This window comes from Leptospira bandrabouensis (assembly GCF_004770905.1).
Classification (GTDB): domain Bacteria; phylum Spirochaetota; class Leptospiria; order Leptospirales; family Leptospiraceae; genus Leptospira_A; species Leptospira_A bandrabouensis.
The window spans coordinates 1-22,833 of sequence record NZ_RQHT01000001.1 but is presented as its reverse complement, the minus strand read 5'-3'; the positions used below and the strand labels follow the sequence as shown (position 1 = coordinate 22,833).

The 22,833-nt window shown below is 37.2% G+C and carries 16 protein-coding genes and 1 pseudogene; 11 read left to right on the top strand and 6 right to left on the bottom strand.

Going from position 1 to position 22,833, the window contains the following annotated elements:
* Positions 1-2 precede the first annotated feature (2 nt).
* Positions 3-1,091 (top strand): acyl-CoA dehydrogenase middle domain-containing protein, encoded by a 1,089-nt coding sequence (locus tag EHR07_RS00085; RefSeq protein WP_135743185.1) that lies wholly within the window; start codon positions 3-5, stop codon positions 1,089-1,091.
* Here the strand turns inward: EHR07_RS00085 and EHR07_RS00080 are convergent.
* The 3 genes from EHR07_RS00080 to EHR07_RS00070 are packed head-to-tail and all read right to left on the bottom strand — an operon-like array spanning position 1,088 to position 3,768.
* Positions 1,088-2,044, bottom strand: coding sequence for a cation diffusion facilitator family transporter (locus tag EHR07_RS00080; RefSeq protein ID WP_135743184.1), 957 nt, complete (start codon positions 2,042-2,044; stop codon positions 1,088-1,090). The two genes, EHR07_RS00085 and EHR07_RS00080, sit on opposite strands and share 4 nt — an antisense overlap.
* Positions 2,037-3,086, bottom strand: a complete 1,050-nt coding sequence (locus EHR07_RS00075) for an OmpA family protein (RefSeq protein WP_135743183.1) — start codon at positions 3,084-3,086, stop codon at positions 2,037-2,039. Before EHR07_RS00075 ends, EHR07_RS00080 begins: the two co-directional genes overlap by 8 nt.
* Positions 3,076-3,768, bottom strand: coding sequence for a hypothetical protein (locus tag EHR07_RS00070; protein WP_135743182.1), 693 nt, complete (start codon positions 3,766-3,768; stop codon positions 3,076-3,078). The genes EHR07_RS00075 and EHR07_RS00070 overlap by 11 nt, the downstream gene beginning before the upstream one ends.
* A 65-nt stretch (positions 3,769-3,833) precedes the next feature.
* On the opposite strand from EHR07_RS00070, the gene mgtE reads away from it, so the two are divergent.
* Positions 3,834-5,237, top strand: coding sequence for a magnesium transporter (mgtE, locus tag EHR07_RS00065; protein ID WP_135743181.1), 1,404 nt, complete (start codon positions 3,834-3,836; stop codon positions 5,235-5,237).
* A 62-nt stretch (positions 5,238-5,299) separates the two neighbouring features.
* Positions 5,300-5,935 carry an LA_2219 family laminin/E-cadherin/plasminogen-binding protein gene (locus EHR07_RS00060; RefSeq protein ID WP_135743180.1) on the top strand — a complete coding sequence of 212 codons (636 nt, stop codon included), beginning with the start codon at positions 5,300-5,302 and terminating at the stop codon, positions 5,933-5,935.
* Between the two features lie 57 nt (positions 5,936-5,992).
* Here EHR07_RS00060 and EHR07_RS00055 read toward each other — a convergent pair whose 3' ends face one another.
* On the bottom strand, positions 5,993-6,964 hold the full coding sequence (locus EHR07_RS00055) for an LEA/WHy family protein (RefSeq protein ID WP_135743179.1): 972 nt from the start codon (positions 6,962-6,964) through the stop codon (positions 5,993-5,995).
* Positions 6,965-6,995: 31 nt separating this feature from the next.
* A complete protein-coding gene (locus EHR07_RS00050; protein ID WP_135743178.1) occupies positions 6,996-7,766 on the bottom strand; it encodes an exodeoxyribonuclease III in 771 nt (256 codons plus the stop codon).
* 50 nt (positions 7,767-7,816) lie between these two features.
* On the opposite strand from EHR07_RS00050, the gene EHR07_RS00045 reads away from it, so the two are divergent.
* From EHR07_RS00045 to EHR07_RS00010, 8 genes and pseudogenes are all read left to right on the top strand, one after another.
* Positions 7,817-10,573 carry an adenylate/guanylate cyclase domain-containing protein gene (locus EHR07_RS00045; RefSeq protein ID WP_135743177.1) on the top strand — a complete coding sequence of 919 codons (2,757 nt, stop codon included), beginning with the start codon at positions 7,817-7,819 and terminating at the stop codon, positions 10,571-10,573.
* 5 nt (positions 10,574-10,578) lie between these two features.
* Positions 10,579-12,702 carry a FecR domain-containing protein gene (locus tag EHR07_RS00040; protein ID WP_135743176.1) on the top strand — a complete coding sequence of 708 codons (2,124 nt, stop codon included), beginning with the start codon at positions 10,579-10,581 and terminating at the stop codon, positions 12,700-12,702.
* Positions 12,692-13,879 (top strand): LIC11435 family protein, encoded by a 1,188-nt coding sequence (locus EHR07_RS00035; RefSeq protein WP_135743175.1) that lies wholly within the window; start codon positions 12,692-12,694, stop codon positions 13,877-13,879. The genes EHR07_RS00040 and EHR07_RS00035 overlap by 11 nt, the downstream gene beginning before the upstream one ends.
* A 43-nt stretch (positions 13,880-13,922) precedes the next feature.
* Entirely contained in the window at positions 13,923-15,215 is a 1,293-nt protein-coding gene (hisD, locus tag EHR07_RS00030; protein ID WP_135743174.1) for a histidinol dehydrogenase, read from the top strand.
* Positions 15,212-16,066 (top strand): pantoate--beta-alanine ligase, encoded by an 855-nt coding sequence (gene panC, locus EHR07_RS00025; RefSeq protein ID WP_135743173.1) that lies wholly within the window; start codon positions 15,212-15,214, stop codon positions 16,064-16,066. The genes hisD and panC overlap by 4 nt, the downstream gene beginning before the upstream one ends.
* 102 nt (positions 16,067-16,168) lie before the next feature.
* Positions 16,169-19,495 (top strand): annotated as a pseudogene (gene mfd, locus EHR07_RS00020) (transcription-repair coupling factor); the annotation flags it as partial.
* Between the two features lie 100 nt (positions 19,496-19,595).
* Positions 19,596-20,267: a lipoprotein LipL31 gene (locus tag EHR07_RS00015; RefSeq protein ID WP_135743171.1), complete on the top strand. Its 672-nt coding sequence runs from the start codon at positions 19,596-19,598 to the stop codon at positions 20,265-20,267.
* 6 nt (positions 20,268-20,273) lie between these two features.
* The gene (locus EHR07_RS00010) at positions 20,274-21,113 is read left to right on the top strand and encodes an undecaprenyl-diphosphate phosphatase (RefSeq protein ID WP_135743170.1); all 840 of its coding nucleotides are present in this window, start codon (positions 20,274-20,276) and stop codon (positions 21,111-21,113) included.
* On the opposite strand, the gene EHR07_RS00005 is transcribed toward EHR07_RS00010, so the two are convergent.
* The coding region (locus EHR07_RS00005; protein ID WP_135743169.1) for a SpoIIE family protein phosphatase at positions 21,088-22,833 on the bottom strand (1,746 nt) is incomplete at its 5' end. The genes EHR07_RS00010 and EHR07_RS00005 overlap by 26 nt on opposite strands.

The window sequence follows — 22,833 nt, the reverse complement described above, 5'->3', positions numbered from 1 at the left end:
TTGTGAGTGAAACACTTGAGAATTTAATTTTAAAGTATGGGGAACCTGGTTCACCTTATCCTAAAGATAGGGAAGAACTTGAGATCGGATTTTATAGAAGCTGGAAACCAATCCTAATTAAGGAAGGTTTTTTTCGTTTCCTACTTGGTCTCGAAACCTATTTAGAATTTCAAAAGAAACTTTCCCATCTCGCAGAAGAGCCGGTAGGGGTTTCTTTAGGACTTTCTTGTATGGTGGAAGTGAATGTGGCCGGTGGGATTTTATCCCAGGCGGAACAAATCCAACGGGAAAACCAAGGACAAAACCTAAACCAAAACGATCATCAAAATAGGGACACAAACTCAGTAGGGGTTTGGGACTTGTTTTGGGATGCTTTCCGGACTGGCAACCCAACTAAAATTTTTGCCGTGGGAGTGAGTGAACCTGGTTGGGAAACCAAACTGCGTAAGTTAAGTTCCACAATTGTGAACGGAACACTCTCAGGAACCAAATCCTTTATCACAAATGGGGCGGAAGCCGATTTTATCTTATGGGTAACCAAATCAGATGTTGGAAACCCAGTTTATTTGGTTAGGCGCAATAAAAGAATACGAAACCAGAGTGAAGAGTTAAAACCTAATGATCAAAAGTTTATCACTGAAGAATCCTTTCATACCGATTTTACACCTCTTGTCACTCACCTGAAACTGACGTTATGCGAATATCCCATTGATTCTTCATATCTCATTTTAGAAAATTATGGAAAATTGGGCATAGAACTTAGGTTAAAGGAGCTCCTTTCTCTTGTTTCCTTACTCATTGGAAAAACCAAAAAAGTTTCATTGGAAAATGAATTGGTAGCGGAAGAGAGAAAGAAACTGAACCTATGGCGAGAGAATTTTTTATCTCAGTGTCAAGGAAACCCTGATGCGGACTTTTTATTATCTGGATTTCCCTATCCCACAGAAGGACTTCTTTTAGCACTTTGTAAACATTGGAATTTAGAATCTCCCAAAGATTTAAAGTCGGTGGACCCAGACTACCAACTTTTTGTATGGGAAGATCAGTTCACGAAAGCTTTAGTCCAAAAGAAAAACCGAAATTTATCTTAGTGGTGGTGGTCATGTGCATGACCATGGTTATGTCCGTGATGGCCAAATTCTCGTTCTGTTTCTCTAACTGAAATCTCTTTTAGTTGTTTTTTAACGGAAGAGGAAAGAATTTCCACAGAAACAAACGGAACTCCAAATTCTTCTTTTAATACTTTATGAATTTCCAAAACAATTTTGTCTCTATTTGAGTGATTGCCAACTAAGATCTGTAACTCGACAGAAAATACTCCTGAGGTGAGTTTACGAACTGTAATTTGCGGAACCGATTCAATTCCTTTTAAAACCTGGATATGTTCCAAAAGATGTTCTTTATCGAAATCACTTGTATCAGCTTCAATTAATATTTCTACAGATTCTTTTACAATTCCGAAGGACGTTTTAAGAATAAAGATTCCTAAAATGATACTGAGGAAACTATCAACTTCTTTATATCCTGTAAATCGAATGATGATAGCCCCAACCACCACTGCCAAAGTTCCTAAAAGATCACTTAAGACATGTAAATAAGCAGACTTTAAGTTCAGGCTAGTTTTACTCACACCAACTAGTAGGCCTGCCGAAATCAAATTGATACCAAATCCAATCAGTGAATACGCCAACATTGAATCGGCTTCCACATGGCCTGGTCTAGAAAATCGCATATAACTTTCATAGAGAATAAAACCGGCCATTCCAATGAGGAGTAGTCCATTGATAAAGGCTGCCAGAACTTCAAACCTATGAAATCCAAAAGGATATTTTTGTGTGGGTTTTTTAGATGCAATGAGTAGGGCGAATAAAGAAATGAGATGGGCAAAAACGTCGGTAAAAATATGGCCTGCATCTGCAAAAAGCGCAAGGCTTCCACTTTCTTTGGAACCAATCCATTCAATAAAGAAAATACATAAAGATAATATCCCTGAGAGGCTTAAGAATAAAACCAAACGCGATCGTTTCGGTCTAGGTTTACTCATGGTTTGCATTTAGGGAGCCTGTTGCTCTTGGGACAACCACTATGTCCACTCTCCGGTTAAGAGCTTTATTTTCTTTGGAAGTATTGGGAACTATCGGCTGAAATTCACCATAGCCAGCACTCGAAAAGTTTTTAGGGTTTAGGTTTTTGTTTTGTAACATATAATCCAGAACAGATAACGCCCGTTCGCTGGAAAGATGCCAGTTGTTTCTAAATTTTGTTTTGATAGGGACATTGTCTGTATGTCCTTCTACAACAATATAATTTTCGGGATAGGAAGCTAAGATTTCTCTGATTTTTTCGATCGCGGGAAGGATTGCTGGTTTTAATTCGGAAGAACCACTATCAAAAGAAATTTTATCATCGATATTAATGATAAGTTTGTTGTGAAAACGTTTGAGTCGAATTTGGCCTGAGGTAATTTCTTTTGCCAGTTTTTCTTCAAACTCTTTGGTTTGTTCGGCAAGCCTTTCCAATTCTCTTTTTTGTTCTTTTGTAAGTTTACGTAGGTTTGCCAGTTCTTCTTCTAAATTACGTATTCTTTCTTTTAGTTCATCAATTTTAGATTCATAATTATCGCGAAGTTTCTGTTCTTTTTGTAAACATTCACGTTCTTTATCTTCTAATTTTTTCTTTAGTGCATCTAAGTCAGCTCTGTCCTTTTCCTCTCGTTTCCTGTTTTCATCGGCAAGTATTCGTTCCTTGTCAGTTCCCTTTTTCTCCAGACTACGAAGGCGCATATCGTAATCACGCATTTTGTCGGAGAATTCATCCTGTTCTTTGGCACGGTTGCGTTTCTCTAATTCCAAATCTTCCGTAAGGTTACGATTCTGTACTTGGAGTTCTTTTTTTTCCTCTTCCAAACGATTTAATTCGTTTTGGTGTTGTCTTCGAATGTCAGCAAGTTCCAACTCCAAAGCATATTTTTCTTTGTAGATTTGGTTGTATTCGTACGGGAAATAAATCCAGTCCGCAGATAGTGTGGATACTGAGAAAAAAACTAAAAGGATAGAAAAACCAAAAATTTGAAAATTACTTCGCATCGTCAAAACTATCCTCTAAATTGACTTTTGGTAAACTAGGTGCCTCGGTTTTTACTCGTTCCCAATCGGAAACACGACGGCGCGCATCTGATTTTTTTTCAGCATACTGGGTCTCATAAATTTCTTTTTTGATGTATTCGGGGTCAGCAGGTGTTTTCCCTTGCGATTCTTGGAATTTTACTGCAATTTCTGAACGAACTAACTCAAGTTCTGCGATGAGTTCCCCGAGGGCAGCTTCTTTCATTTCCAAATAGGCTTTGTCTTCTTTTTCTTTTTGTACCCAGGTTTTATAACGAGTTTCTTCTTTGGCTCTTTCTAATTCGTGTGCCTGGCTTTCTTCTAAATACCGTTTGGAGGAGGCACTGTCTTCTTTGAATACAAAGTAGGTTTCTTTGGATCGAGCAAGATCTCTCTGTGCGCTGTGTTTGGTAACTTTTGCCAAAGAAATTTTGATGGCTTGGCCTGTGAGTGTGTTTGCCTTTCTTTGGATGGAAACTTCGTTATTCAGTTTGATGATTTTATCTGTGAGGACCCTTGTGGCATTTTTCTGCTCCGCATTCATGACCTCTTCGCGCACATAGGCGTCGGGAACCTTGCTGATTTTCGGTTCAAAGAGAACACATTGGGAAAAAACAAGGAGAAGAAAAAGATTCGTTTTCAAAATTCGAACTAGTGCCGACATAGGATATAGCCTATGGTCTACGCGACATAACCGTCAATTGGAAATTTCAGGAAATCCGCTGATTTATGGAAGAAGAAAGAAAGAAAGAGTCCGAATTCCGTATCAAAATCGACAGGGATAGCGATTCCTACGATGAGTTTGTCGGTCAAATCAAAGACCTCATTGCCAATGAGGAATCCAAACAACTTAAAGAAATGTTCGATGGGGCTCACCCTGCCGACGTTGTTACCTTATTCCGTGACCTAGAAAGAGAAGAGGAATTATACCTTTTCCGTCTTTTATCTAAAGAAGACCAAGCCTATGCACTCATCAAAATGGAAGAGGAAACTTTAGAGTCCTTTTTAGAGAACCTTTCTGTAGATGAGATCTCCCATACTCTGAATCATATTGAAACAGATGAAACCACTTATCTTCTTTCTTATCTTCCCGGCGCTAAACGAGAGTTAGTTTTAGCAAATTTAAGTAAAACCGATAGTTTTGAAATCAGGTCGCAACTTGGGTTTCGTGAATCCTCAGCAGGACGACTGATGTCCAAGGATTTTGCCACAGTTTCTATTACTGATAATGTGCGTAAAGGGATCATCAATGTTCGGAAAAAAGCCAAAGAAATTGATGATATTTACCAAGTATATGTAACCGATGAAAATGGAGTACTTGAAGGTTTCATTCCTCTGAAGGATTTATTTTTAACACCCATTAATACAAAAGTAGCTAAAATTACAAATTTCTCGGTGTTTGCGTTTCATTACGATGTAGATCAGGAAGAGGTTGCCAATACCTTTAAAAAATACGACTTATTTAGTGCCGCCGTCACAGATGACCTGGGCCGAATCATTGGAAGGATCACTCTTGATGATGTATTAGAAATCGTAGAAGAAGAAGCTTCTGAAGACATTCTCCTAATGGCAGGGGTGTCAGAGGATGAAAGATTATCTACCCCCATTTTACAATCGGTAAAACGTAGGATTGTTTGGCTTAACGTCAATTTACTCACTGCCTTTGTGAGTTCCACTGTGGTTGCCTTTTTTGAAGATACCATCTCTCAGATTGTAGTACTTGCCACTCTCATGCCCATTGTGGCAGGTCTTGGTGGAAATGCGGGAACACAATCGGTAACAGTTGTGATTCGAAATATTGCTACTGGGGATCTTTCTATTTCAAATTGGTGGGAGGCTGTGAGAAAAGAATTTACCATTGGAGTTCTCAATGGTCTTGTTCTTGGTCTTGTGACTGGATGTATGATCTTTTTGGTAAAAGGAAATCCTGTGCTTGGGTTCGTGGTAGGAACTGCCATGTTTGTCAATATGATTGTAGCATCACTCACTGGGTCGTTAGTTCCTATTGTCCTTAAAGGTATGCGAATTGATCCTGCGATTGCTTCTTCTATTTTTGTGACTGCGACAACAGATGTCTGTGGGTTTTTCTTTTTCCTCGGACTTGCCACAGTCTTGGCAAAATATTTAATTTAGGGATTGCCCTTTTCATTTTAAATTCTTGCCACGATGAGAAACCGCCAAATACTGATGTCGAAATGAAATTCTTCTCTTTGTTTTTCACTGTATTTTCGTTTTTTGTCATTATCCATTGCCAATCGACTTCTTCCGTTTCCATCCAATCCAATGGAGAATCCGTTCAGGAACTTCCTCCTGGAAAGGATTTACTTCCTCCACCGGGAGGAGAAGGTGAAATCATCCTGAATGAAAAAGGGGAAGAAGTCCAAAACCATACGGGTGAAATTCCATTCTTTCAAAAAAAGAGCGATTTACCTACCGAACTTTTTCGTGTTTATATTGCCTCTGATTCCTACATGGTGCGCCAGATTCGCCATACGGATAAAATCCAGAGAAAACCAGACCCAGGTGGAGATGAACTTGCTAAAGAAGAAATGAAAAAATTTGATCTTCTTAGTTTTGTAGATGATGGGATGATTACCATTGGACTTAATTCTATCACAGGAAAGTTAGAATCCATTGCCTTTGACCGTCGTGTTCCTAGGATCAATGATGTGGCAAAGATCATTCAAAATGATGCTTCCCGTTTTAATTATGAACATTTTTCTAAAGATGGAGCACCCATCGTTACAAAGTTTTTAATCAGTTACCAAATTCGTCTTTATCCTGGAAAAACGAGAGACGAAATCAAAAAGATGTTACAGAAGAAAAAATAAAGGCCTTCTATAACAGAAGACCTTGTATCTTTTTTTTTGGAAACGGATTCTAAAAAATTACCACTTAAAGTTCCCATGTTTTTCATAAATGAAAGGTATGGTTTCTGGAACAGACGGAACTTTTAAACCAGAATCACCTTTTAAATCAAACTGAGCCGATTTGGATTGGATGGTTTTGTAGAGTGAAGAACTAATGGATGTTACGGGAAACTTTGTGGCCACTTTTACTGTAGAAGTTTTTCCTGAGTTGATGATTTCCTTAGGAGTTCCATTTAAGAACTTTTCACCTGCTAAATTTAAATCATAGTTAAGATTTGTTAGGTTTAGGTTGGAGGCAGCTTCGTTAGCAAATATAAAATCAAACTCTGTATTTAAATCTAAGTTAAGTCCAGAAAGACCTGCTTTTGCCGCAGAGGTCGCAGGTTGTTTCGTTCCCCCGAGTAATCCTTTTAAAAATCCAGTAGCAGTGTCTGCCAGTGCATTGGTATTAGAAGCACTGAGGATATCGGCTTCGGTAGGCATCAAAATTTTAAAGTTTTGAATCTCAACATTGGGTAAGATAGCAGGGATTTCCTTTTTTTTCACAAAGGGAAAACTAAGAGAATCTTTTCCTAAAAGTTGCCATTGTTTGGGAATTGGCACTTTCATATTTCCTTCTGCACTAACTTCTAACAGGGGTTTGTTTGGAAACTTTTTGTAAAGATTGAGTAAGTCAGTGTATTTGAGTTTCACTTCCAATGGCAGTTGTTTTGTTTTTTTACCTTCAATGGCCCCTAAATCGGTTTTAATTTGTGAAAGTTTTAAACCTTCGATTTTGATATCCATATCGAGCAATGAACTGGGAAGAGATATCGGATAAGGATTTTCCACCGAGGTCACTACGTTTAAGGTGATGTCAGTAAAGGTAATGCTCTTTATCGAAAGAGAATCAAATTCAAACTCAGGCATAGGTATTTTGTCTTGGATCACTCCAAGGACAGAACATTGCAGACTGAAAATAGAGAGGATTAAGGGAAGTGCCAATTTCATGCCAAAAATCTCTCTCGAAACAAAAGGATTGTCAAGTGAATTGAATTTTCATCACCACGGGGGCATGGTCGGAAAGAACAGGTTCTTTGGCAATGGTCACAGATTCAATTTTATACCCAGAAGATTTTGTGATAAAAAAATAATCAATCCTCCATCCTTTGTTGTTTTTTCTGGCTTGGAACCTATAAGTCCACCACGAGTATTCATCTTTTACTTCCGGTTGCACCACGCGAAAACAATCTAAAAAACCTAAATCCAAAAACTTAGAAACCCAGGCCCTTTCTTCGGGTAGAAATCCCGAACTCTTTTGGTTTCCTTTTGCATTGTGGATATCAATTTCTGTATGGGCGATATTGACATCCCCGCAGACAATCAAAGGTTTTTTCTTCTTAGTATAGGGTTTTGCTAGTTCGTAAAAGGAATCTAAAAATTGGTATTTGATTTTTTGTCTTTCCTCGCCACTCGTTCCTGAAGGAAAGTAAAGGTTCCAAAGAAAAAATTCGGGATATTCTAAGAAAACGGACCTTCCTTCCAAGGAATAAATTCCAGCACCGAGACCTATCGTGACCGATTTTGGTTTTAATTTAGTAAGAACTGCTGTTCCACTGTATCCCGGTTTTTCTGCGATACATGTGTGCACTTCATACCCCAGATTCCTAAATTCTTCTCTATCAATTTCTGTGACAGGAGCCTTAGTTTCTTGGAAACAAATAATGTCGGGATTTTCCTGACAGATAAAATCGAGCAAACCTTTGCTCAAACTGGAACGAATTCCGTTGCAATTTAACGTGATGATTTTCATCTAGAATTGAGATCGATTGTTTGGCTTAATAAGTCGATACTAAAAAAGGCATGATAGAAATTTCCGCTGAAATTCCGTTCCTCCGAACGTCCAAACTTGTGTTTCTTATCTGGGATGAATCTCCTGGAAGTTTAGAGACATGGGATTGGAACGAGGGGATTACTATATTTTTCCAAACTCGGCGTGCCGGGGAACTAGAGTTTCGATTTGGTCCCCCTCTTTGGGGAATTCCTACAGATACGAATCGATTGGAATTTCCATTTGTATCCATTCACAATATTCCTACCAATAAATATCTCGCTTCCGAATTAGCAAAGTTAGGTGAAGAAAAAACTATCTATGTTTTAATTTCAAAAGGTTTGGAATCAGAAGCAAGATCTGTATTTGCTCGTTTAGAATACCTTTGGGATGATAAAATATCTCCTGATCGAATCACACATAAATTTGGCCTGACTGGTAAAACAAGTTCTGTATCGGATACACAAGTTTCAAACCATCATTTATCTAAAAAAAATTCTCTGATTCATCCACCATTAGAATTTATTGGAAAGTCCGGTATTAATAGAGTCAAAGAAAAGGTACTAGTCTCGGCCAATGGGGCTCATATCGATCGAATGAATCCGGAATTGGATGAGGAAGTAAGTGATAAGGTTTCGTCTCCCGATGAATCACCGAACCATCCTTATGATTTAATTGAATCTTCTTTTTCAGAACCGGAGAATTTGGATGATAAACCGAAGGAAGAAGATTCCCTTCCAAAATCTGATACCGCAAAAGTAAAAGAAGAGAAAAAAGAAGAAACTGCCGATCATGCGTTAGATGGATCGTCTGGGACAAAATTTTCGCTCCAACTAAAAATGATGGGTGTGATTAGTCTCTTATTCGCATTGTCAGTTTCCGTAATTATCTTTTTTGCTTCTTTTTATTTTAAAAGGTCCATTGAACTTCAGTTACGTGATAATAATATTCGAATTGCAGAAATCATAGGTTCAAAGGTAAAATCTGATATTCTCGGCGTAGTAGAAAAAGGTCGCCAAATAGCCATTACACTCACGACCCAAGGTCTTCCTGAAGCAGAGAGAAAACTTCTTATCAAAACATTTTTTGAAAATGATAAAGAGTTCATTTATTTAGGGATTTTTGAACGAAAAGAAAATTCTTTGGTGATGAAGAGAGAAGTGTTCAATGAAGAAGAACTAAAAAAAAGTTCTGTTACCGAAGAAGATTTTCATACCGTTGTTAATCGGAATCGTGATTCATTGGCACAGGCATTTAACGGTCAAACCGTACTTTTAAATTCGAGTCCCGGGTTCCAAGAACCTTCCTTTGCCATTGCTATTCCTACAGCGGAAAACGGAGAACTAGACAACGCTCTTGTGATGATTGTAAAATTAAACAAAATCATCGGAGCTTTTTCTAAAAAGGGTATCGAAACCACTTTTATGGTAAACGGAAACGGAACGGTTCTTGCTCATCCTAAAGAAGACTTAGTTCTTGCCGCAACTGACCTTACTTCTATGCCTATCGTTAAATCTATGTTAACGAGTGCACCGAATACGGGGCAAATGAGTTATTTAGACGAAGAGTTAGGCGGATCTTATTTGGGTTCCTTTCAGAAAATTGGGTTCGCAGATGCCGGTGTGATTACCATTGTTTCAGAAGAAAAGGCTTTTGCCGATGTATACAAAAGTCAAAAAACAAATTTGTATATTGCTGGGATTGGATTGTGTTCGGCTCTCATCTTTGTATTTTTCTTTTCCAAAACCATTACGAAACCTGTTTTACAGCTTCTTTCCGCAACTTTGGAAATTGCCAAAGGAAATTTTAAAATTGGAATTAAACCCACAACCCAAGATGAAGTGGGGCTTCTTACCAAATACTTCATTGATATGGGTGCAGGTTTAGAAGAACGAGAGAAGGTTAAAAATATCTTAGGGAGTATGATTGATCCGGTTGTGGTCCAAGAAGCTATGGTTGACTTGGCTGCTTTAAAAAGAGGATCGGAAACTCATATTACCGCATTTTTCTCAGATGTGGCCAGTTTTTCTACTATCTCCGAACAATTAAAATCAGCAGACCTTGCTGCTCTTCTCAACGAATATTTGTCAGCGATGACAATTATTCTAAAAAAACACGAAGGAGTTTTGGATAAATACATTGGAGATGCAATCGTAGGTATTTTTAATGCGCCAGTTCCTGTTTTGGAACATGAACTAAAAGCGGCCCGAGCCAGTGTGGACATGGTGACAAAACTTGCGGACTTACGCGAATATTGGACAAAAAACAATCTATATTCGAAAGAAGCTCAAGTGATGGATGCAAGGATTGGACTCAATTCAGGACCAGCTAAGGTTGGTTTTATGGGAACAGATGCGCTGGCCTCGTATACAATGATGGGTGACACAGTCAATCTTGCAGCAAGGCTTGAAGCAGCAGGAAAGGATTATGGTGTGAATATTCTTATAACCGATCCTATTCGCGATTCCATCCAAGGTGAAATGGTGACTCGGTATTTGGACCTTGTGAGAGTAAAGGGTAAAAATGAACCAGTGAAAATTCATGAACTCATCGGTTACCGTTCTATGATTTCCAATAACTTTCTGGAAGCAGCAGAAATTTACGAATCGGGATTTAAAGAATATTTAAATCAAAACTGGAATTCTGCAATTAAATACTTTTCGGAATCAGAAAAAGCCAAGGGACAAAAAGACAAGTCTAGTCGTATGCTTGTGGAACGCTGCGAAGAATACAAACTTAATCCACCTGGTTCCGATTGGGATGGAGTTTTCACAAGGACACATAAATAAATTTTATGAGATGGTTAAACGATACAAGATTTGTAGTTTCTGCACTTTTGTTACTGATTCTTGTATTCTCATACTTTCTCTATAGAAACTTAAATGATAGATTCATCGATACTTCGAGTCCTACCATTGGTGTAATCACTTTCAAAAACAAAACTGTACTTAGAAAGTATAATGATGCTGTTGTTTGGGATTTAATTGAATCAAAAACGGAAGTCAAAAATAGAGATACCATTAGAACTGAAGGTTTGTCTGATGCAATCCTAACTTTAAATGATGGTACTAAAATCAATATATCAGAAAATTCGATGATCCTACTTGATATTTCTGATAAAAATATCAATATCAATTTTGCTTATGGATCATTTGAGGCGGCAAGAGAAGGAACCATCTCAGGTGATATGAAGATGAATATCCAAGCTGGTGATAAAACTGTGCAAGTGGCCAGTGGAGATATAAAACTTGATAAAACAAAATCAGAATTAAACATTAAGGTTGACCAAGGGGAAGCAAAACTAACTTCCAATGGAAAAGAAGAAACAATTGCCAAAGACCAAATCGCAAATGTAACAGAGTCAGGTGTAAAGGTAGGAAAACCAGTTTACCGTTTGACAACACCGGAAGACAGGAAAAATATTCTTTCTGAATCTGGCCAAGAAAAAATACAATTTTCCATTTCTGGTTGGAAGTCTGATTCCACAAAGACTTCAAATCCAATATTAGAAATTTCCCTTTTTCCTGATTTTTCAAAATCTCTCATCAAAGAAAAACTAACAGCGGCTAGTATTTCAAAAAAACTGGCAACGGGTTCTTATTATTGGAGAGTCTCTTATGAAGATCCGAGTTCCAAAACAAAACAAACTACAGAGGTTTTTCAATTTCGAATTTTAAATGACCCCGGTCTTAAGGTGATGAGTCCAAAACCGGGTGAGGTATTCTCATATACGCAAGAAACACCCGTGGTGCGATTTGTTTGGAATCCCTTAGATTTATATTCTTCTTATACGGTTCAAATTGCCAGAGATTCTAGTTTTTCCGAAGGTTTGATTTCCAAACAAACTCAAAATCAATCCTTAGCGTTTGATTCTTTAAAGGAAGGTACTTATTTTGCCAAAATTCAAGCTAGATCCAATCTTCCAGGGATTTTAGAAAAAACTTCGAATGTGGTTAGTTTTCAAATTACAAAGAAAACAAACTTATCACCTCCCGAGTTATTAGAACCGATTCGTGGGAAAACTTTTTCTTTGGAACAAACTAAATCACAAGTTTTCTTTTCTTGGAAAGATGAAAAAGATTTTAGTGGTTATGAATGGGAGCTAAGTTCCGATTCCAATTTCCAAACAAAATTAAAAACAGATTCTACCAAAAATAATTTTTTAAAACTTTCCAGTGATTTGGGTGTGGGCGTTTACTTTTGGCGAGTAAAGGGACTTACTTCTAGTGGTTCCTCTTTGGAATCAAAACCAAGTTCATTTTCAGTCATTGCCAAAGAAGAAATGGAATTGATTGCGCCGGCGAATGGAGCTGAGGTGGAAGTAGATGAACGTTCTGTAGTAATTCTCAAATGGAAAAAGTTATCGGGTAAGGCAAATTATGAAATAGAAATTGCTCGAGATTCTGATTTTAAACCTCTACTTACAAAAGAAACGGTTTCTAATAACTACTTTGAATTTAAATCAAAAGATTTAGGACGTTTTTATTGGCGAGTCAAACCAGTAGATGGTGAGAATGATTATAGTGCGGTTCGTAATTTCCAAATGCAAACCAATCGGGAAGCGCCTAGTCTCGTCAGTCCAGCTCGCAATGAAACCATTGATTTGTTTACAAAAAATTCTATTCTTTTCACTTGGAAACCTGTTGAAAAAGCTTCGGGTTACCGCCTTCAGATCATCGATATTTCTGGAATACGGGAAAAACAAATTCTAAATGAAAGAATTAGTTCCGCAAAACTTCTGTTTAGTGACATTCAAAAACTAAATGTAGGAAGGTATCGTTGGGAAGTGGCTGCCTTATACAAACAAACTGACGGAACGGAAAAAGAATCTGCATATAATAAACAGGATTTTTTCATTTCGGTCCCTGAACTAAAAGTTCCCAAAATCCTTACTCCAGGAAAGATTTATGTGGAATAAATTTCTTTTATACTTAATAATTTTTTCTGTTTCATTGACTTCGCTTTTTGGGCAAACCAAGGAGAACGCCGAAGAATCAAGCCAATACCAATTACGTTGGATGGAAGTGGAAGGTGCCACAGGTTACGTTTTAGAAATCAAAAATTCCAGTGGATATTTGGTGTTATCAGAAAGGGTCAATGGAACCAGTTATGATTTAGTCAATTATACTTCTGGGATTTATGAACACAGGGTGGCTGTTGTCAATAAACTTGGGAAGGTTGGAAGTTATTCTGATTGGGTAAGGTTTGAAGTGGTTGTATCAAAAGTTCCTACTCTAACCAAAGACTCGATTTATTCTGTATCGAAAGAAGAAAAAGAAAAAGTTTTTTTACTGGAAGGAAGAGACTTTATCCATCCTATGAAAGTTTACCTTGTGACTGGGGGAAAAAAAATCTTAGCCAAAAGAGTTGTCATCGAATCTGATTCGGTGGCAAAAGCTACCTTTGCGATAGATGCAGATACCAATACAGGAATTTATGATTTGGTTTTAGAGAATCCCAGAAACAAAGTGTTAACAGCAAAACAAAGAGTCGTTCTATCAGACTCAAAAGAAAAGGCTGCACGTTTTGCTTCCAGACAAGAACGCATCATTCGTAAGGAAATTCCAGAAGATTATTACGAAACTCCTTATTTTTCTACTCTTTGGCGTTCAACTGTTTTGCCTGGTTGGGGACAGAAATACATTGATGGAAAAAAATGGAAGGTCTACGTTTACCCATTAGTGGCAATCTCTGCTGCGGCGGTATATGCTAATTCATACAACAAGTTTTTAAGTGCCAGGTCCGATTACCAATCGGCAGTTCTCTTCGGTGCCTTACTTGTGGACCAACCCGATTCGCAAGGATTATGGATCATCAATCGAAGCAATGCAGAAGCTAAATTTAATGCCGCAAAAACAGAGTTAGGTGTGATTCAGGTTGGTGCAGGAATTTTAGGCGCGTTTTTACTCTACAATATGGTAGATTCGTATTTTTCTGCAAAACGAAATGTGGCAAATTTAGAATCTGGATTCCCTTTGGGAGAATCAAACAAACGAGTGCAAGCAACAGTTGTTTCTGAATCGGGTTGGAACCAATCAAAATTTTCCTATGAATATGGATCAAGGTATCAAATCGAATTCTCTTCCCGTTTCTGACAAAAAGCTTGTTTAGGGAGGGACTTCCCTCCAAGCTGATTTTATGTCGATTCCCATTTTAAACTGTGACAGAAATTCACGGGACCAATTGGATCGTTTTCTTTTGGATGCCAAGGAAGACTTAAGTGTTGCTACAGAAAAAATCCTACCTATTTTGGATGCTGTCAGAACAAGAGGGGACAAAGCCCTCATCGAATACACCGAAAAATTTGACGGAATCACCTTAAGCTCTGTCACTTTGGATCCGCATTCTATCCAAACCAATTTAGATCCGAAAATCAAAGAAGCCTTTCTTCGAGCCAAAAAAAATATCGAAACCTTTCATGAAGCCCAAAAACGAGAATCCTGGTCTAAAACCATCGATGGAAACAGGTTAGGTGTAAAATACACTCCGATTCCTTCGCTTTCAGTCTATGCACCTGGGGGAAAGGCTTTGTATCCTTCCAGTGTTCTTATGGGAGTCATTCCCGCAAAAATAGCGGGTGTTAAAAATATCCAACTCGTGACTCCTCCTCAAAAAGAGGGACTCCCTGAAATTCTCATTTGGCTCTCACAAATTCTAGGTGTAAATCGCATTGTCACCGTCGGGGGTGCCCAAGGAATCGCAGCCTGTGCTTATGGCACAGAATCCATCCCTAAATCCGAGTTTATCGTTGGTCCTGGGAATGCCTATGTAGCTGCCGCCAAATCCTACTTAGCTGGTAAAGGAATTATCGGTATTGATAGCCCTGCAGGTCCCAGTGAAGTTTGTATCATTGCTGATGCTTCAGCCAATCCTAAATGGGTCGCCTGTGATATGTTATCGCAAGCAGAACACGGAGAGGATTCCTCTGCAATTTTACTGACAACAGATAAAAATTTTGCAGTAAAAGTCAGTGAAGAATTGGAAAAAGCATTTATCGAACGGCCAAAACGTTTAGAAATGAAACAAAATTCCATTTATAAAAATTCTGCCATTATCATTTTTCCAAGTTTAGAAGATTGTATTTGGTTTTCGAATGAACTAGCTCCAGAACATTTAGAAATCCAAACTAAAACCAATGAAGAAGTATTTTCCAAAATAGAACATGCTGGAAGCGTATTCCTCGGACCATATTCTCCTGTTGCCATGGGAGATTACATTAGTGGAACCAACCATATTCTTCCTACAGCCAGAGGGAGTCGAATTTACTCTTCGTTAGGTGTGGATACCTTTTTAAAACGAGTTACCTTCCAAGAAGTGACTAAAGAATCTTTAGAGTCACTATATCCATTTGTAAAGTTAATGTCTGAATTAGAAGGTTTGGATGAAGAACATGGAACCAGTGTGAAAATTCGAACTGAGGAATCTTTATGATCGTAGTTTCAAAAATAGATGAATTAAAGAATCAGATTTACGATTGGAAAAAACAAGGGAAAACAATTGGTTTTTGTCCCACGATGGGTAGTTTGCATCAAGGTCATATGGACCTGGTTCAAACGTCGAAATCGAAAACTGATAAAACTATAGTATCTATTTTTATAAATCCTACGCAGTTTAATGATCCAAAAGATTTTGAAAAATATCCTGTAAATACGGAAAACGATCTTTTGTTATGCGAAAAAAATGGTGCTGATATGGTATTTTTACCAGATGTTAAAACCATGTACCCAGAAACAAAAACTCCGATCCAAATAAGCATTCCAAAATTACAGGAACATCTTTGTGGAAGGACAAGACCGGGTCATTTTGAAGGGGTTTTACAAATTGTAACAAAACTTTTTCACTTAACAGAACCTTCTAAGGCTTTTTTTGGTTTAAAGGATTACCAACAATTTCGTGTGATTTCAGCCATGGTGGAAAACTTAAATTTCCCGTTGGAAGTGGTAGGTGTTCCCACACGTAGAGAAACAGATGGTTTGGCAATGAGTTCACGTAACGTTCGTTTATCGCCTAAGGAAAGAGAAACTGCCAGTTTAATTCCTCGTATGTTTGCCCTTGCTAAAAAAACAATTCTTTCTGGAGAAAAAGATATCAAACTTTGGAAAGAAATACTTCGCGATTTTTTACTGACTGGTTCCTCACTCCGAATTGATTATTTAGAAGTGGTAGATCCAATTGATTTACAACCAAAAGATAAATTAGAAGGTCAAGTTTTACTAGCTGTAGCCGTATTTGTGGGTGAAGTCAGACTCATTGACAATCAAACAATCGAAATTCCTAGTTAAATATTCATGTCAAAAGAAACCGAAGATATAAAATTTAATCCTAAACAAGTATTAGCTGATTCGAAATCGTCCCTAGTCAATTTAAGTGGAATTCCTGAGCCTGCACATTCTTTTACGACTGCTTCTTTATATAAAACTTTAAGTTCTGATCTTACATTTCTTGTCGTTCTTCCTACCAACCAAGATGCTGAGAGTTTTTCCAGGGAATTGTTAAGTTTTTTACCCCAAGAAGAAATTTTTTATTTTCCGGGACCAGAGAACATACCTTACGAATATACAAAATGGCAAATGGAATGGAAACGGGACAGAATTCTTACCATCAATAGAATTTTGTCCGGAAATCGTTGTTTGGTGGTTACCTCTGTTTCTGCTTTATTACGTAAATTACCAGTTAAAGAAAGTTTAAAAGGAAAATCGATTACACTCAAATTGGGAAAGGATTTTCCTTTAGATAAATTATTGTCTGAGTTAGTCAATTTAGGTTATCATAGAGAAGAAGTTTGTGAACAGTTTGGTCACTTTAGTTTAAAGGGGGGAATTTTAGATATTTACACTCCTTATTTAGCAAATCCCGTTCGGATTGATTTTTTTGGCGATACTGTGGATGAAATTCGAACCTTTGATCCCAATACGCAGAAGTCCATAACCAAAATTCAAGAAATTATCATTACTGCTGCAAATGAAACGATCATTAGTCGGGATGAAAAAACAAAATACCAAGAAATATTAGCAGACCATAAAGATAAACGACTTCCGATTGATTCAGAATTAGAAATTATAGAGGAACATTTACCATTCATCCGAGAACACGAAGGTTTTTTGAATTTTTTCCTGAAAAAACCTATTCTTATTTTTCCAAGGTATTTTGATACAAAAGAACGTTCTTATGGAATGGAAAGAGAATACAATACTTTGTATGAGAAAAAAAAAGAGGAGTCTCTTTGTTTAAAACCGGATGATCTTCTTTCTTTTGGAAAAGAATGGGAAAGTCTTACCTCAGAAAATACTCCAGGGATTCGGTTTTCGTTATTGCCGGATCACCAAAGATATTTTTCCTATGAACCAATAGCGGAGGTTAGGGGATTTAGGGGGAAAATCAGAGAGGCGAAGGAACATTTTTTAGAATTATTATCAGAAGATCCGAAAAATAAGATTTTTATCACATCCTCTTTTTCTGCACAAATGATGCGACTGAAAGGACTTTTTTCTGAGGGAGAAATAGAAACAGTTCATTCCGATTCGGAAGATCCGCATCCACTCCCTCTACATTCAGTAAAACCAGGAATTCATTTAGTCATTTCAGACCTCAAACGTGGCTTCCATATAGTGGAAGATCAGGTTTATATTTTTACTGATAACGATTTATTCGGGCGGCAATACAAAAGGAAAACTCGTTATAAAAAACAAGCATCACAAATGATCGAATCTTTCATTGATTTGAAAGAAGGAGATTATGTTGTTCATGTCAATCATGGTGTTGGTCGTTTTATTAAAATTGAACGTACAAAAGCGGATGGCAAAGAAAGAGATTTTTTAAAATTAGAATATGCTGGTGGTGATAGTTTATTTGTTCCTTTGGATCAGATTTCTTTGGTCCAAAAGTATATAGGTGGAACTGACACTCCCAAGTTAGACACTCTTGGTAAAAATTCTTGGAAAAAGGCGAAAGACCGAGTTCAAGAATCAGTAGACAAACTTGCCGAAGAACTCGTGTTACTTTATTCCAATCGGCTCAAACTGAATGGATTTGCTTTTCCACCAGATACCATTTGGCAGGAGGAGTTTGAAGCAGCTTTTGAATTTGAAGAAACCCCTGACCAAATTTCAGCAATTGAAGCAGTCAAACAAGATTTAGAATCGATGAGACCAATGGACAGGTTGGTTTGTGGTGACGTTGGTTATGGTAAAACTGAAGTTGCCATCCGTGCCGCTTTTAAGGTAATTATGGCGGGAAAACAAGTGATGTTACTCACACCCACAACCATTCTTTCCTTACAACATTTTAATACATTTAAATCCAGGTATGAAAATTATCCTATCAAAATTGCTTTTGTTTCTCGGTTTCGTACTGCAGCAGAAATCAAAGAAGACCTAAAGAATTTTTCCGAAGGCAAAATTGATATGTTAATTGGGACTCATGCGATTTTGTCATCCAAAGTAAAACCAAAAAATCTAGGTTTACTGATTATTGACGAAGAACAGAAGTTTGGTGTTACTCATAAAGAAGCCATCAAAAAATTTAAAAACCTGGTAGATGTTTTAACTTTAACCGCTACACCGATTCCTAGAACTTTACACATGGCACTTACGGGAATTCGTGAACTTTCGATTATTTCAACACCTCCCAAAAATAGACAAAGTGTAGAAACTTATGTATTAGAAGAAGATGATACACTCATCCAAGAAGCAATACGAAAAGAAATAGAAAGAGATGGACAGGTTTTTTATCTATATAACCGAGTGGAGTCAATTGAAGAGGAAGCGGCTTACATTCGGTCTCTAGTCCCTGAAATTTCCGTGGGAATTTTGCATGGCCAATTGACCGAAGATGAGATTGAAGAAACCTTAGTTGATTTTTATGAAAGAAAGTATGATATTTTAGTCACTACTACAATCATTGAATCAGGGATTGATATGCCCAATGTCAATACATTGATTGTCAAACGAGCCGATATGTTTGGTCTTTCTCAACTTTATCAAATTAGAGGAAGAGTGGGTCGTTCGGATAGAAAAGCTTATGCTTATATGTTTTATCCTTCCAAAAAACTAATGACAGAACTTGCCGAAAAAAGACTCAACACAATTTTCGAATACCAAGAGTTAGGTTCTGGTTTTAAAGTGGCGATGCGTGATTTGGAGATTCGCGGTGCGGGAAATTTACTCGGAAAAGAGCAGTCAGGCGACATTATGGAAGTCGGATTTGATCTGTATGTGAAGATGTTGGAAGAGGCGATTTCTCGTATTAAGGGAGAAGAGGTGCGTGTGGAAGTTCGCACGGCAGTCAATTTGAAAACCAACTTCTACCTGCCTGATGATTACATTCCAGACACCAAACAAAAAATTGAATTCTATAAACGATTTGAAGGTTCTGCCAACCTGGACGAAATCGAAGAACTTTCACTCGAGATGGAAGACCGGTTTGGCGAATTGCCACAGATTGCCAAAACTTTTGTGGAATTGGAAAAAATCCGAACTTTGGCATCCAATTTAGGATTCGAATTTGTGACAGAAAAACCGGAAGAAATTCACTTTAAATGCGGAACTTATTTCCGAGGAAACCCGGATAGAGTGATCCAGGCCATGTCAAAATTCAAAGGTCTCACCATCGCCCCTCAAGAGCCATCTGTATTACGTTATACGATTCCAGAACGCGAAGACCTGCAAAAAATCAAAAAATTGTTATCGCTTTTGGAATTCCTCGCCGCTTAAATTTTAAGCATCCGTTGTTAGCTAGTTTTGCTAAAAAAGGATGGACATTGCGGGAATTCACGAAACCATCATCACAAATCCTTTCAGGCACTAAAATAATATGAATAAAATCCTTCCTTTGTTTGTTTTTTTGGCATCCCTTTTTCTCGTTCAGTGTTCGGACTCATCTCCGGTCATCGAAACTTTGGATAACCATAAAATTACCGTAAAAGACTTTGAAGCAGCTTACGATACGGCTCTTGATTCCATCAGCCGATTACAAAATATCGAAAAGAAAACCCTTTTGGAATTCATCGAAAAAGACATCAACGAAGTACCACAAAATTTCCAAGATTTGAACTACCAACTCCAAAAGAAAAATTTCTACCAAACTTATCGCCAGATGATTATGACTCGTCTAGTGGCTGAAAAAAACGGTTATATTTCTCGTCCGGATGTTGCAGAAGTAATCAAACAAGTGGAGATGCAAACCATTGCTCAAATGTATGTATCTGAGCAAGTGGAAAAGAAAATCCAAATTACTGATGAACAAGCAAAAGCAGAATGCGAAAGACTCCGTGGTTTGGATCGGAATATTGCAAACCTAACTATTGATAAGTGCCTTACTTTTGCAAAAGCACAACTTAAACAACTTCAAACAAGAGAACAACTTCCTCTAGTAGTGGAAAGAATTAAGGAAGAAGTGACAATCAAACGTAACGATAAATTTGATTTGGATGCATACCTTGCTCCAAAGAAAAAAGTGGAAGAACCATCCAACCAACCAAAATAAGTCGGAATGGACAATACTTTAAACGCGTTTCTCCGTGGCATCATCGAAGCTGCCACGGAATTCCTACCAGTTTCTTCAACAGGACATCTTTTCCTTTTTAGTTATTTTTTCCCTTTCAAAAATCTGACAGTAGATCATGAAGCTTTTGAAGATTTGTTTGATATTTTTATTCAAACAGGAGCTATTTTATCAGTTGTCGTTTTGTACTTCCAAGTATTATGGAAACATACAAAATCCGCATCTTTGTATTTATTCAAAAAGTCATCTGACCATTCAGGGTTTCATTTTTACCGAAATTTAACTGTGGGCATTTTACCAATTTTAATTTTGGGTTTTGTTTTTAAAAATTCCTTAGATCAAATTAAAATGAGACCCGATTTACTGCTTATCCTTGGGCTTTCCTGGTTTGTGGGAGGACTTGTTATGGTGTTTGTAGAAATCAAACATTATGATGAGGGAGATGGCAAAATCATAGGAATAAAAGAATCTATCATTGTCGGTTTTTTGCAATGTTTTGCTTTGATTCCTGGAGTTTCAAGATCAGCTGCTACCATCATTACCGCAAGGACTCTTGGTGTTTCTAAAAAAGATTCCGCTGAGTTTTCGTTTTTTTTGGCAATCCCTGTGTTAACTCTAGCAGGTGTTTACAAACTTTATAAACACCGAGCTATTTTAAATTCAGAAACTATTGGCCTTCTTTTGTTTGGAAGTATCGTTTCTTTTGTCATCTGCTACTTCATCATTCGATTGTTTATGGCGTTTTTACGTAGAAGGAGTTTTTTATCCTTTGGAATTTATCGTATTATACTTGGAATCCTAGTTATACTGTATTTTGTTCGTGGTTGATAAATTCTAAATAAAATTCTTTTTTATCTACATTGTTTGTTCTATCAAGCAGATACATAAATAGTTTTGTATTCTGCTTGTGGAGTTTGTTTCTTAAAAAAAGCCTTTCACACCAAATCACTGCTTCCAAAATTTTCCCGTTTTTCACCAATGTTTTGGCGGTCATATAAAGATATTCTTCTCGAGTTGGATTTTCTTTTGCAGCTAGTTTGAAGTATGTAACTGCTTCTGGCCATTGTTTCAATTGGTAATACAATTTGCCTGCTAAAACATAAAAGGAAGGATGGGGGTATTTTTCAAGTAAGGGAAGAAGTTTGTCTAAGGCTTCAAAAAAGTTTCCTTGTTTGGACTTGGATTTAATTTCAAAGTATTCTGTCCTAACTTCTTCCGGAAATGACATCCTAGACTTCTTTGGTAAAAATTCAATTCTCAAAAAAGAAAGGTCATCGGTGATTTCACCGCTTAATTCAATTTCTTCTACTAAACGATTTAAAATAGATTCAGAACGTTCAACCAAACGTAAAATTAAAGTTTCATCTTCATTGATGGATCTCTGTAAATAGTTATCAGAAGGTAGAACAATATCATCTCTTCCATCGGAACCAATGAGCAGTATATCACCGGCTTCTAAAGTAAATGTTTTGATTTGGAAATAGTGATCATTTTTGGGAAATCCCAGTTTTCTCATAGAAAGTTCTGTTTCAATAAACGAGGCAACTCCATCTCGGTAAAGGATGCTCCAAGGGTGTTCTGCATTCACATAATATACGAATCCATCTTTGGAAACCATACCAAGGACTACACTCGATAACATAGAGCCATCAAAACTTACGAAAACAGATTGTAGTTCTACATAAAGATCTTTTAACCAAAGTTCAGGTGGTCTTGATTTTGTGTAACTTGATTTTGCGCGAGAAAGTACTGCTTGGAAAACAACACCTAAAACGAGAGCGCCACCGGCACCTTGGATGGATTTGCCCATTGCATCTCCATTGGCAAAAACAGTATAATCACCTGATTCTAAGTGAACTGTTCCTACAATACAAATATCACCGCCGATCTCTCCGTCTTTTCCTCTGAATTGGAATTTTTTCTTTTGGTTTACATAGGTTTCAATTTTTATTTCAGGGATTTTATTTTCAATACGAGCGAGTGGATGAATGAGAAGTGATGTTAAAAAATAATCCCCATCTTGTTTTTCTTTTAAAATTTGTAATTGGTTTAGTGATTCGTTTAAAGCGTCAGTTCGATCTTCTACTTTTTTCTCTAAGTTTTTATTTAAATCTTCCACTTCCTCATTTAATTTAACAAAGGAATTTGCAAGGATGATCGCAAGAGAAATGTTAAATACAAGAAATGCATAACCCATAATGCGTGGAAAAACCCAGTAGTTACGGTTGGTAGCAGTATCTATTACTGCTGCAATGAGAACAATAGTTATGCCGATGGTAATGTATACGGCTCGTCTTTCTTTTTTCTTTAAATTTCCAAATAGAATTACAAAAATTAAAATTATATAAACAACCCATGTTGGTTGGACAAAAGTAGTAAGCAAATAACTAAAAAATTCAATATTACTTGTGAAGGCGAAGAATAGAAAAAATCCGAACTGCAATCCATCGAAAATTTTTCCAACGATACTATATCTTTCTTCAAATAAAGTTCTAAGAAAATGATACATAAATGGAATGAGGAGTAAAATCACCATGTATTCCAATTT